General features: G+C 54.0%; 11 protein-coding genes and 2 pseudogenes. 6 read left to right on the top strand and 7 right to left on the bottom strand.

From position 1 onward, the window contains the following. Positions 1 to 229: 229 nt before the first annotated feature. From BW978_RS18975 to BW978_RS18950, 6 genes are all read right to left on the bottom strand, one after another. Positions 230 to 1,504, bottom strand: coding sequence for a glycosyltransferase family 4 protein (locus BW978_RS18975; protein ID WP_076397378.1), 1,275 nt, complete (start codon positions 1,502 to 1,504; stop codon positions 230 to 232). Next, entirely contained in the window at positions 1,501 to 2,853 is a 1,353-nt protein-coding gene (locus tag BW978_RS18970) for an O-antigen ligase family protein (protein WP_076397377.1), read from the bottom strand. The genes BW978_RS18975 and BW978_RS18970 overlap by 4 nt, the downstream gene beginning before the upstream one ends. An 80-nt stretch (positions 2,854 to 2,933) precedes the next feature. Beyond that, positions 2,934 to 3,668, bottom strand: coding sequence for a glycosyltransferase family 25 protein (locus BW978_RS18965; protein ID WP_076397376.1), 735 nt, complete (start codon positions 3,666 to 3,668; stop codon positions 2,934 to 2,936). Between the two features lie 22 nt (positions 3,669 to 3,690). Then, positions 3,691 to 5,181 (bottom strand): ArnT family glycosyltransferase, encoded by a 1,491-nt coding sequence (locus BW978_RS18960; RefSeq protein WP_076397375.1) that lies wholly within the window; start codon positions 5,179 to 5,181, stop codon positions 3,691 to 3,693. After that, complete coding sequence (locus tag BW978_RS18955; protein ID WP_076397374.1) at positions 5,178 to 5,450, bottom strand: class I SAM-dependent methyltransferase; 273 nt, start codon at positions 5,448 to 5,450, stop codon at positions 5,178 to 5,180. The genes BW978_RS18960 and BW978_RS18955 overlap by 4 nt, the downstream gene beginning before the upstream one ends. Before the next feature lie 581 nt (positions 5,451 to 6,031). After that, positions 6,032 to 6,652 (bottom strand): DUF2799 domain-containing protein, encoded by a 621-nt coding sequence (locus BW978_RS18950; RefSeq protein ID WP_076397373.1) that lies wholly within the window; start codon positions 6,650 to 6,652, stop codon positions 6,032 to 6,034. Positions 6,653 to 7,009: 357 nt separating this feature from the next. Here BW978_RS18950 and BW978_RS18945 point away from each other — a divergent pair, with 357 nt between their 5' ends. Further along, a complete protein-coding gene (locus tag BW978_RS18945; protein WP_076397372.1) occupies positions 7,010 to 7,255 on the top strand; it encodes a hypothetical protein in 246 nt (81 codons plus the stop codon). Between the two features lie 613 nt (positions 7,256 to 7,868). After that, entirely contained in the window at positions 7,869 to 8,267 is a 399-nt protein-coding gene (locus BW978_RS18935; RefSeq protein WP_076397370.1) for a thermonuclease family protein, read from the top strand. Positions 8,268 to 8,853: 586 nt separating this feature from the next. Here the strand turns inward: BW978_RS18935 and BW978_RS18930 are convergent. Next, entirely contained in the window at positions 8,854 to 9,174 is a 321-nt protein-coding gene (locus BW978_RS18930; protein WP_076397369.1) for a transposase, read from the bottom strand. A gap of 238 nt (positions 9,175 to 9,412) precedes the next feature. On the opposite strand from BW978_RS18930, the gene BW978_RS18925 reads away from it, so the two are divergent. The 4 genes and pseudogenes from BW978_RS18925 to BW978_RS18910 all read left to right on the top strand — a co-directional run. Continuing rightward, positions 9,413 to 9,841 carry a helix-turn-helix domain-containing protein gene (locus BW978_RS18925; RefSeq protein WP_076397368.1) on the top strand — a complete coding sequence of 143 codons (429 nt, stop codon included), beginning with the start codon at positions 9,413 to 9,415 and terminating at the stop codon, positions 9,839 to 9,841. Positions 9,842 to 10,172: 331 nt separating this feature from the next. Next, on the top strand, positions 10,173 to 11,342 hold the full coding sequence (locus BW978_RS18920) for a GGDEF domain-containing protein (protein WP_076397367.1): 1,170 nt from the start codon (positions 10,173 to 10,175) through the stop codon (positions 11,340 to 11,342). A 180-nt stretch (positions 11,343 to 11,522) separates the two neighbouring features. Further along, positions 11,523 to 11,681, top strand: a pseudogene (locus BW978_RS23395) (helix-turn-helix domain-containing protein); the annotation flags it as partial. Continuing rightward, a pseudogene (locus BW978_RS18910) lies at positions 11,675 to 12,544 on the top strand (IS30 family transposase); the annotation flags it as partial. The pseudogenes BW978_RS23395 and BW978_RS18910, both read left to right, overlap by 7 nt. Positions 12,545 to 12,694: the final 150 nt, after the last annotated feature.

Here is a 12,694-nt window from a genome sequence, read left to right as displayed (position 1 = left end):
ACGCTCCGCCACGGGCTTGTTACCGACGATGCCAACGATGCCGCACATGAAATTCTCCGTTTCGTATCAACCACGCGGCTTTTCCTAGCGGTTCCGCCGCAATAGGCAATCGCGCGCCAGGTCAAATTGCGTTTCGTCTCGTAAGGTAGTCCTGGCTTTTCAGTGGGTCGTGAAGCGCTGCCGATGTGATGTGACTTGATGCGGCAGTTCGGCCCAGCGACAAGCGCAATTAGTCTTTAGCGCGGGGTACAGGACCAAGGATTCCCAGTGCTTCACGGGCGACAATGTGCCAGGTTCTCAAACTTGATTTTGCTTCGCTGATGCGTTGCCGAATGCGCCGCTGAAACTCAACCTTCTCCTCCAGATCATTTATGATCATAGCCAGTTCAACTGCATCGTCGGGTTCGAAGTAGAGTGCCAGATCCCCGCAAACTTCTCGCAGCGCTTCAGCCGTCGAACAGACCGCCGGAGTGCCGCACCAGAGCGCTTCGCCGGCTGGCAGGCCCCAGCCTTCAAGCTTGCTTGGCATCACCAAGGCAAGTGCGCCTTTGTAGAGCTTTACGAGGTCGGTCTGGTTAGGGTTGTCGATGAAGACGAGACGATCTTGGATGTCGTTGAATTCAGGTCTTGATGCGTATCGACGCAAACGCTTTCTGTGGGAGCCGGCGATTACAAGCTGCGGCACCGGCTTTCCACTCGCATGCAGTTGGCGCAAGGCCTCCAGAACGACCTCGATGTTCTTTCGGCCGAGATTAAGCGCCACCGTCAGGATATAGGCTTCTGTCGGTAAGGAGATCTCTGATGCTTCGGTGCCGTCAGGACAGTGATGAACGAGTTGCACAACTCTCACGCGGCCACTCGGTTTTGGAAGCATTCCCTTGTCGACAAAGCTTTGGAGCTCCTTCGCCGTGAAGTTCGAGTTCGTCAGGATCTGGCTGGCTTGCTCAATCAGGAACCGGTTGTCCGCTAGGAAGTTGCGGTCGAGCTTGCGAAAGCGTTTTGTTGCTCCGTCATGCAGCGGCATAAAGTCGTGCAGCAATGGTACGATATTTGCCGTCGATCCTCGTTCTCGAAGCGCCCTGACCATGTCCACGATCAGTTTTGGTCGCGCCGCTGAAAAGAAAGTGCCGCTTTCGATCCTGATAGGCTCCAGAAGTCCGGCATGCTTCAGCCAATTGTCCTTGTTTCTCTTGATCGTCGCTCGGTTCAAAATACGGAAAATGAGCGGCAGGATCGGGTTTCCGCCGAAGTAAGACCTCACCCATTTCTGGCCAATATCCTTCGGGAGATTAAATTCGACACTTCCGTCTTCTCGCTTGTGCCAAATCACTTCGTAGAACTGCTCTGTGCCAAAGGAAAAGACGACGAAGCGGATGTCATCTTGGAGAAGGGCTGTTTCTCGGCCGATCTCGTGCACGGTGCGGGAAATGCCGTAATACTGCGTGCGCTTGCCGGAGGTCGAGATCAGCGCCTCAGTGAGATCGAAATAGTAGGGACCGCTCATCTTGTTCCCTCGTCCTGCATGCTGTTGGACAGGGCATAGAGTAGGCCTGAGAGGAGACAGAGGTAATGTGTGTAGAATTTGAGGTTGAGGAATGCGTCGAACATCATTGCTCCCCCCCAGAATAGCGATACTCCTACTGTCAGCATGATCCTATCGGCCGCCGTTAGGCCCTTGGAAACGAACCAAGGGATCGCCAGGAAAATCAGGCCAAGTGTGAGCTGGATCACTCCGCCTGTGACCAGCCAGGTCAGGTATTGGTTGTGATTGTGCTCATAGCCATAGGTCGCATGGATTAGCTTTTGAAGATAAAGTGAGCCATGTCCGAAAATGGGGCTGTCCTTGATGGCGGTGATCGAAGTCTCCCACATGGCGAGGCGATGGCTGATGGCCTCATCCTTCGTGACTGCGACTGAAGGATTGCTCTCTGCAAGCGTTTCAGGTGCCGGCGAGGTGGCTGCAAAAGGCTCCCCAGTCTCAGGCGCTGGATCGACGTTGACGGCAGTTTGGTCCTCAGTCTCCGTCAGCTGCGTAGCCATCGACTGAAGGGTTTCGAATGTCGATGAAAATCGGCTTGCGGGGCCGCAGTCGGTAACCACGCCGATGAAGAAAGAGACCATCAGACCGGCGCTCGCAGCTAAGCCCAGATGATACCAGCTTGGGATCTTGCCTTTTAACGAAGGCAGAAAACCAAGGATCAGGAAAACGCCGAAGACCCCCACTTGTGCCAAAGCCACGCCCCGGGATCCAGTGTAGGTGGTCGAGATGACGATGCTGAATGCCATGAGGGCGACGCGGAGCCAACGTTCAGCCCCGGTCAGTTTTTCCCAGCTGACCAGACAAATGAATGTCAGCGTCGAAAACAACAGGGCAGGGATGAACGGCCAAGGCGCAAGGCCCCTGACCCGACAGGCATCGCGGATGCCGGCAAACATCATATAGGACAGGACAATGAAGCAGGCGACCAGAAGCCAGGGCATGACCCTTCGAAAGAGCAATGCAAGGTTTCTGATCTGCAAGCCGCGAATCAGTCCCACTGCCAACATGGCAATGGCAATCGCATAGGATTCAAGGCTTGGATTGACGGGCCTTGGATCTGAGGCCTCAAGGCCGGTGAAAAAGAAGAGTGTTAAAAGACAGTAACCAAAATAAAGGCTGAAGGGGACCAAAAGCCTCCAGATCGATACGTGGTAGTGCCTGTTCTTGAGGGCATTGAGGAGAAATGGAATCGGCAATAAGCCGGCGACAAGAAGAAGCGGCGTGACCTTGCTGCCGAGAAACAATGCAATGGCAAGTCCGATGAGGAACAGCAGGTCGGCTAAGCGCCATAATTGGTAGAGGTAAATGTTCATGAAGCCGCTTCGGATCGTCTATTGCCTGTTGCTTGCGTTTTGGTCGCTAACTGAGATTGACCGGTGTCCATGGTCATAGCTTACGCACGCAGTGCATATCGAAGCCTCACGACATCGTCGCGCAGCCTCCTGATATAGGTGCCGAGCCGTTTCCATTTGGGAAACTTTACAGATCGGTAGATGTCTCGTGTTGCAATTGTGGTCCCCCCTTGCGCAATCGTCGCGATGTTGTAGCGCGATGTATAGACTTTTGCTCCATGTTCCCAGCCTCTCTCGAGAGCAGCATCCCAAGGATAGCGCATGATGGTCAAGTGTTTGATCAGCTGCAAGGCACCCCGTCTGGTCACGCCGTAGCATGCCGACGATCCCAGAGGACCGTGGATGGCTCGACCGAACTGATCTCCAAGAGGCGAGGTTGCGCTTCGTTTGAAACCGACCACCCGATGGTTGAAAAACTTGATCACGTCGGCCTTTGGCATGGCAGTAAAGGCTGCCATTGCCCGGTCTTGGAGGCGAGGTTGCAACTCGATATCATCTTCGATGATCAATCCGACATCGACGCCGCTATCGAGGAAGACATGCAGCGCCCTGATATGGCTTCTGTAACAACCATATTCACCAGCGAGCATGAGGCGCCCAGTATTGCGGCGAAAGGCGAGATCATCAGTAGCTTCGCGCTGGTTTTCCCCTGTCGATTTGCCATCGACTGCTGAGACCCTTGTCACGCCTAGGCCAAGTTCGTTTGCCCGGCTCGATAATTTCTGCCAGCGATCGGTAGATCGATCGAGATTGATGGCGAATAGTCGAATGCTCATGAAGGTGTTCCTGCTAGTCCCCTCATGACTGACGCTTCATGAGTGTGTAAGGTTTGATATTCGTCTGCATTTGTCGATATCCGGGCAGATCACCGCAGCTCGTTTCGGCGACAATGTAATCGGCATCTACATCCGCCTGCTTGGCAATGCTGATCTTGTAGAAGCGTTGCATGTATGTGTGCAATGCCCAGTCCTGCCAGGCATTTTCGCAAGCGCTGATCGACGCTTTGCAGGTGCTCTGACCTGCACAAACAGTCCTTTCGATCACCATCGCCTGCTCGATCGTCTGTGCATCTGTGCCGGGGCGCCCCATATTTGCAATCACAATCACAACAGAGGCCACCAAAATTGCCAGTGCGGCCATGCTAAAAATCTTTGTCCACTCGTCTCTCAGTCGTGACAGAGCTTCCATGATCGTTGGCGAAATGAGGATTGCAAAACCTGCTGAATAGAAAAACAGCGACGTGTTGAAATAGAAGTTGGCAATACGCGGGCTGAGCATGATTGGCAAAGAAGCAGATATACCAATCAGGATCAGGAATGCGGCCCGTTTGACGCGTGGGTCTCGGTAGAGGCCAATACTTCGGCCAAGTCCAAAACGCCAGCGTGCGAGGACTGAAAGCGCAAGGATCGTGAGAGAATATCCGTTGACCGCGAGGATCGAGCGCAAGACATGGACAGACTTGTCAAACTGACTGTCGGCTCCAGTCAAGCTTGACGCCCGCTGTGCGATAATAAAGCGATCCATGGCATCGCGTGACGCCTCGAATGCATATAGCGTCGCAAAAAAGAGCAGGATCACAGCTAGGATGATCAATGTATCCAGCACCATGACCAGGAATGTCGGCCGGCGAAACACGAGCCAAGAAATGATAGGCGCTGCAAGTGGGAAGAGCCCGATCGGTCCTTTGGTCATCAGCGAAAAGCAAATGGCAACCCCAGTCAAGATGACGGGTGCTAAGCGCTTGGTGGAAAACATGGGACTTGGTCGATCGTAAGCGACGACCACAAGTAGGACTGCCGTCAGTGAGAAGACAGCCAGCAAATTGTCGATAATGCCATTGGCAAAGCCCCAATTGACCCGCCCGGCAATCAGCGTCATGACAAGGGCAAGAGGGAATGCTTTCTGAACGACGATGTCGTCGATGTTGACCCGCATCCAGATTTTGAACAGCAAAACGGCCGACAAGACGAATGTGATGAGCGAAAAGGCTTTTTCGACCACGATTGTGTCGCCGAAGAGAGAAAAGCCGATTGCCAGCAGCCAGAATATCAGCGGCGGATGTCCCACAAAGGTTGGAAAGAGCGTTTCTGAGAAATGTGGCGCCCAAATCGTTCCGCGCCCCTCTGAGAGGTTCCGGGCAACGCTTGCAACAATGCCGCCGTCGAAAAACATTGAAACATGGACGAGTTTAAGCAGGATCTGCAGGCAGACTGCAGCGCATAACAATATCCATACGGCGTTGATTACCGTTTGAGAGGGCAGGGAGCTTCGAGCTGATTTAGTGCTCATTCCCAGATGGACCTATTGGCGTCTAGGATTTTCCAGTCTACATCGATGGCAATGCCTGCAAGTGCTGCAATGAAGACCGCATGAATGAGGTTTTCATGGTCACGCATCGAGGCAGAGAGGTTGGCGAGGCTGGCGACCAATGAGAGCGCGAGGAAGTTAAGAGCGCCTGTAAGTGCGAGCTTGGCAAAACAAAGCTCGAAGGTCAATGAGTAAGCCTTGGCGCTGAGGCCTGGCTCATGCCATGCCACCCTATCGGCTTGACTACGCATGGTCATTCTCCGCCCACCCCGCCTTAGATTTGCAGACGTCATCCCTCGTTCTACCCGTGGCTGGGTAACATCTGGGCGCTTTTGCAGCAACAGGCGGCACAAATCTCACCATATTAGGACGTTTGTCTGCCGCGGGCCGTCCCAAGGGTGGTGAAAGGGGGGCAGCCGGATATACCGCGGCACCTCTTGCAGGCCGGTGCGTGTATCTCGTGCTCTGAACGACACGGGTTTGCTTGGTCCTGTATGGTCGATGTCGCAGTCGATAGAAACTCTGGGCTTTCTTCATTTCTCGTAGTCCTCCGCGATCAAACGGGCACTTGACCAGAGGACGGGTGACGAGGTTCTTGATCGCTTGCCCCCTATGACCTCAAAGGCCACAGTCTCATGCGGAACCCGACTAAGGTCGCCAATCAAGCCTACTCGCAGAGCTCGCAGTCACGCTGTGTTGCAGCTATTCATTGCTTTCATCGCGGGTATCAAGCGTCAATGCCTATATCCCTCATGCCCCGAGAATAACCGGTCCCATGGATACACAGTGCTTGCGTTGGAAGCTGCTAACTGTTCAGCGGCATTCGAGCGACTCAATACCCCTGGGTTACGGTCGGTCCACCTGGAGCGCTTCGAAAAGCGTCGACCTCACGCTGAACGGAGTATAGCGCAAGCTCTGCATCACTCTGATCAAGCCGAGACATGCGAATATCACGATCAAGACGATCGATTTCATTGCGGATGTTCCTGCGCGCTTGCTCGTCTTGGGTTTCGCTCATCTGCTGATAAAGATTGTTTATGGACGTATATTTAGACGAGATCCCGTCTCGGAGCGAACTCACGCGCGACCGGGCGCTATAGGCTTTTTGTCCGATACCGTAACCGCGAAGAAAATCCCCAGCAAGTTCGCTTGGGCAAACATTATAGTAAGCATCGCCCGCTTCACCACGGCTTAGTCCGTTGAGCGGCGTACAATAGCGCCTTACCCCGACTTGATAGCCTTGGTACCATCTCGTTTGGTCCGGCACGATCTTGATGCGGGCGCAAGATTTGACATGAGCGGCGAAGCGCTCTTGGGGATTTTGACCGGATGCCCCATCGGTTTCTCCAATGATGGCCCAGTCTGCGGCCGCGCACTCTTCTTTCGACATGGAATTACATGAACTCAGCGCAACAACTGAAACTACAAGAGCGCCCCATAATGCTACACGCATGATCACCCCTCAATAATACGCAAGCCGACTAGACGTTAACCGGTTTTTAACGCGCGTCAATTTCCATTAATCGTAAACTTTTGAGACGAGGCAACAATATTGCCACCCGCTAGCCCAACCCTCTGATTTCTTTTGCCCGTCAAGCAACCTTCGCAGACAGCCGATCACCCTAATCGCCTGCGAACTTGACAGGCGGCGAGCGATCGCGTCCGCGAAGCTGGTGTGATTTCGGGGGCGATTTGAGTGGAGTAAGCGGCGGAGATTGTGCTTTCGCTTTCCACGAGACGTCAGGTGGCCACCGGGCCCGTCGCAGAAGGTGGAGTTGCGAGACTTCAAGCTGATCGAATGGAGGACCCGATGAGCGACGACAGATTGCCTCTTGAGAAGCTTGCCGCAAAGAGTGGAAATCCGGATTTTCTCCAAATGACTGCCGAAAGCGTGCTGCAAATGATCATGTTGTTGGCGCCCACCGCTTTGAGAACCGGTGATCGGATGGCACCGGACAGGTTATCGGTCTCGGTGGTTTTTGAAAGGCAGTGCGCATCAGCAGGGCTTGCTTCGCGCCGGCGTCGGTGTCTGGCGCTTGATCGACACTTTCTGTGACAGGCAACGCGACAACCAAAGGCGAGACGTCCATCGTCTTGGCTGGAAGCAAATTGGAGGCTTGCCTTCTGAGCTGTAGAAACGCCTGGTCGTCTCTCTCATTCTGATGGGCTCGAACTGTTCATTGAGCCTATCGGCTTGAAGATCCGTGGCCAAAGCGGGGCGAGCACGTCCGGCTGCAAGCTTGACGAAGCCGAGGCTTAGATGATTGCCTTCTGTGACCACAAGCGCCAAGATGAAGCTGAAACACCGTTGTTGCAGATTTGGGGATGCAACAGAACGGCAGCTTGTCTCAGAAGCAGGTTACTAACGTGTCACAAGATTGTGCTCTGTATGCGAGAATTTCCGATCTCGGTCACTTGCCGGACATCCAGGAGAGAGCTCTCCAATACGGTTTGAGGATTCGGCGTTTGAGCGATCATTCTGAGCTTCTTAAGATTTATGGTTCGCTTGACGAAATTCGTACCTTTCTCATCGCCTCGGGATATCCGCGGAAACTGCCATGAGCAGAATACATCCCGGATAAGCCATTGTTACGGCCCTCTAGCCTAAGCAGTCTCTGAAGTTTTACATTGATCTATCGAGGACATTGTCCAATCCGTTGGCTGGGTTCATGATCGCAGTAGTTTTTCTACGACTATCCCTGTTGCAATGTTGCGTGACGGTGGCCCTGTCTTCACAAGCCTGTGCTGCATCAGCGCGCCTAATCGACGGCACCTCTATTGAAGTGGACGGTGAGACAATACGCATCAGCAACATTGAAACGCCTGGTATCCGCAACGCTCAGTGCGAAGCAGAGCGTCGTCTAGGCATGCGCGCGCGCAAGAGAATTAGAGAGCTATCCAGAACCGGCTCGATCGCTATACATGAAAGCGAGCTCGGCCGTCATGACGATGAGCCCGGCCGCCTCGAGGCAACGATTTCGATCGACGGGACGGACTTCGGAGAGAGACTGATCGAGGAAGGGTTTGCGCGGCCACGCACCGGTGAAGGCCGCGGCTGGTGTCGCTAGTGCAAGATTGCTGCCTGTCAAATTCTGCCGGTCCTAATTCTGTCCATTCGAGCCGGGACTATTCGCTGCAAATCAGTTGGTACACGGCTTACTGCTCAGCTAATGCTCGATCATGAGTTTTACCTCGCCATGATGCGTCTGAAGCAGGTGAATGATGATCGAGACCTTGACCAATGTTGCTGGTTTTTGCGTGGTCTGAAAGGGTAATCCAGAAACGTGAGAACATCCGGAAAGACGAGCGTGTCAATGAAGTGGGACATGTTTTTACTCGTTTTGATATGCCTTATGATCGCCGCGACGATTGTCTCTGGCGTGGTTCGGGTTTGGCACCAGTTGTGACCTGGTAAATCTGCCTCTCAATCGAGAGGCGGTCGCCGACAGGTTGCGTTTTCTATCGTTTACTCGGTCGAAATTCGGTCGGCTTTTGATTAGGACCATCTACGCCCTCGACCGCCGAAAGAGTTGAGGATGGGGGTAAACTTGGCACTGTGTTCAATCTCTTTCAGATCGAAAGCGAAGCCGCCATGTTAGGGGAAACGTGGATGTGAATCCTGTCGCGGCGACTTGAGAGACCCATGTCGCTTCGTCAATCATCGATATCATCGACGGATAGGAGCCGTGTCAGTTCCTTGCGCCACTCTTGGTCCTCGCTGAGGCTGGCCTTTTCGAAAATCATTTCGAGAACGCGCTCAGCTAGGATGATCTTCAGCTTGGTGTTTTCGGCTTTCAGCGCGACCATGCGATCTTTCTGGGCCGATCCGGTGGCTGTTGTCTTCGACAGCCAGTAGTAGAAGGTTGATCGTGCTATTCCGAACTTGCGGCACAGCTGGGCGGCGGGCATGCCGTCTTCATAGGCCTGAAGCGCCTTTTCCATGAGCTCAACATCGATTTGATCTTTTTTTGTCATGCCGAATACACTGCCGCTCGGAAATAAGCTAACGCCCTTAGGTCGGACCAGACGTGATATGGGCTGGTGGAAGGGCCAAGGTCAAGTCGAACAGCGCTTTAGTGCCAGATCCAGAGGATGAGGATTTCTACTTTTTTGCAGGCATCGGTTGCTATTGGGAAGTTGGTTTATTGAGCTTTCGATTGCACAGTGCCGCGATTCGCGCGATCATTGGACCCTGTATTTTAGGAGTAGAGCTATGCGTAAAGCCCCTGATGCTATCGACCGGCATGTTGGTGCGCGCATTCGACTGCGCCGCAACATGCTTGGGGTAAGCCAGGAGAAACTGGCTGAAGGATTGGGACTGACGTTCCAACAGGTGCAGAAATATGAAAAAGGCACCAATCGCGTTGGTGCAAGCCGTCTGCAGCATATCGCTTCGATCCTGAATACCCCCATCAGCTATTTCTTCGAAGAAGGGCCGAACCCTGCGACCTGTGCAATTGAGCATCAGGGCGACACATCGACCCTGCTTTTGACCTCAAAGGACTGCCTGGCGCTGGCGCGGGCATTTGTTTCGATTAAAGATGAGAAGGTTCAGCAAAAAGTACTCTCGCTCGTGCGCGCGCTTGGTTCCGGCAACGCTGCTCCCGGTGAGCTTGAGGATTGCTTACATTCTGGGCCTTGAACCTCGTTCCAACCCCCGCTTGGCGTTCGTTCGTTCGCCCTGAAGGCCACTCACTTAGACCGGCATGCGGTCCGCGATTCCACAGGACACTTTTGTGACGGCTGAGGAGTTCGATTCGTGTGACACGCGATAAGTCGCCCGTTCCAAAAGACCAGGACGAAGAATGTGTTTGGCAACTGCTGAGCGCAAATGAGCGGCGATTAATCGAAGGTCTTTCTCAATCCGGCATCTTCTGTTCCACAAGCGGCAAAATGGTGATTTCTTTTACACATCTCCTGTAAAACGGACTGGCCCGGAGTACACCGAACCATACAAGCTCAAGCGGGATGAGATGAACGGCGCTGCATTTTTTCTGGTCGTCAACTTTGTTGTCGCACTGTCGTTCAGTGTGGTTTTTGTCGTTGTCGCCATGCGCAGCCATTCACGCACGGCCGCAATTTGGCTGGGAGTTGGTTTTGGTGTCGCATCGCTATCAGCGATCTGCGAGCTATTTGTTGCCTATGCCGGTCCGACCCGGTTTTGGGCACTCTGCGCCTTTGCCACGGTGCTGTGCGGCATGGCCATGCTGACGATCGGGATCGCTCAAATGTACGGGCGCTCTATCCCGTTACCGATTGCTTCACTTTATGTTCTCGCCAGTGTGATGCTGGCCTACCTGATCTATGAGCTGCCGCGTGGCACCCCAATGCAAGCCTTGCTTTATCAAGGCCCGTTCGCGCTGGTTGTTCTCGTCGGCGCGATGACGGTGATGCTTGCGCGGCAACGTACCACCCTAGACCTCTTCCTCGGCATCCTCTTGACGATCACGAGCGCGCATTTTGTCGGCAAGGCTGGCCTTGCAGTCTGGGTTGGCTCGGGAGCGACGGCCAAAGATTATGTTTACACCGACTATGCCCTGATTTCGCAAAGCCTTACAGCTGTGCTGATCGTGACCGTCGGTTTGACGCTTCTGGCAAAGCTTGTGCTTGAGATACTGGCCGTGCACAGGACGGAATCAGAAGTTGACAGCCTATCAGGGCTCGCTAACAGGCGCGGTTTCGAGCGCCAGATCCATGAAGCGCTTCGGCAGTGTCGGCGAGGGCAGCATGCCATCATCATCACTGACCTGGATCACTTCAAGCGTATCAACGATACCTACGGTCACCATACCGGTGATCAGGTCATCAGGATCTTCGCCGAAGCTTTGCGCTCAAAGGCCCCGCAAGGCTCTGTGGTCGGACGGCTGGGAGGGGAGGAGTTCGCGGTCTTTCTTCCACAGACGTCTGTCCAAGAGGCAAGACGATTGGCTCAGACGTTTAGGCTTGCGACTATGTCTCTGCAAGGTCTGCCGCCAGCACTATGTGTAACTGCCAGTTTCGGGGTAGCAGCCGTCTCGTCTGCGGATGATTTGGATATGGCCTATCGTCAAGCTGATGTTGCGCTTTACCGGGCCAAGGGTGCTGGGCGCAACAGGGTCGAATTGGCGACCAGTGTGGGCCAATCAGTCGCTGCACCTTGTTGATCGTTTCGAGTGAGCCGTGTCTGAGGAAAATGTGGCATCAATCTGCTTCACTCTGGTGGCAATAGTTCCATAAGATACCTTATGCGATCTTTGTTTGTAGCCGCAAAGTTAGAATGTCCTGTTTCTGCAAAGTTGGAATGTCACACTTCCCGGCTCTGAAGGATGCCTGGGAGATTGCAGATGGGATTGATAGCGATGAGCGAGCGCGATCTGCAGCGGATCGAGGTTCTGTCGAAAGTGGTTGCCGGGCGGATGACCACGGTGTCAGCGGCACATGTGCTTGACCTGAGCGAGCGTCAGGTACGCCGGCTGCTGGAGCGTATTCGGACTGGCGGCGCAACACGTTCCATGATCGTGAACTGCCGGACTATGATGGCTACTACAGCACGCTTGCCAATGATCTGGCTCGGGAACGGCGATGCAGGCTGAGGAAGCTCAGACGTCATCCCGATTTGCGCGAGGAAATCATCAGTCATTTGAAGGCGCGCTGGTCACCGGAACAGATTGCCGGACGCCTGGTTTCGGACGGCGTATGCATGGTTCGTGTCTGCAAGGAAACGATCTATCGCTTCATCTACGACAAGGAGGATTACGGCTTAGGTCTCTATGAATACCTGCCGGAAGCGCGCCGCAAACGTCGTCCATTGCGCTCGAGGAAACCACGCGACGGTGCGTTTCCATCGACGCAACGGATCTCGGAAAGGCCTGATATCGTTGGGCAAAGACTGCAATTCGGTCATTGGGAGGGTGACCTGCTGATCTTCGAGCGTCCATTCGGCCAGGCAAACATCACCTCGCTTGTCGAGCGCAAGAGTCGCTACCTCGTGCTGATCAAGAAACCAAGCCGGCACTCCGGTCCGATCATGGACAAGATCATCAGATCATTCTCACCCTTACCGGCATTCGCACGTCGAAGCTTCACCTTTGACCGCGGTACCGAGTTCGCTGGATTCAGGGCTTTGGAGGATGGGATGGGCGCATCCAGCTGGTTCTGCGATCCCAGTGCACCCTGGCAGAAAGGCACGGTCGAGAACACCAACAAACGTCTTCGTCGCTTTCTACCCGGCAACACCGATCTGGTGTCGGTGTCACAACGCGACCTGACCACGCTTGCAAGGCATCTCAACAATCAGCCGCGCAAATGCCTTGGATACAAGACGCCGGCCGAGGTGTTCATGGCCAATTTGCACGGAAGCTCGTGATCCCCTACCCTTCGGACAGGCATGATGCACTTGGGTTGGCTCCTCCAAAAACAACATCGCGGGCGATCTCTGTGATGAGGACGAAGCGCACTAAAGTCCTATGAGGCTTGTAAAAGTATACAAGCCCAAAAATATCATTGCCCACATAGA

This window comes from Rhizobium sp. RU33A (genome assembly GCF_900156055.1).
GTDB lineage: Bacteria > Pseudomonadota > Alphaproteobacteria > Rhizobiales > Rhizobiaceae > Allorhizobium.
The sequence above is the reverse complement of the archived record's forward strand: the minus strand, read 5'-3'. Positions and strand labels throughout refer to the sequence as shown.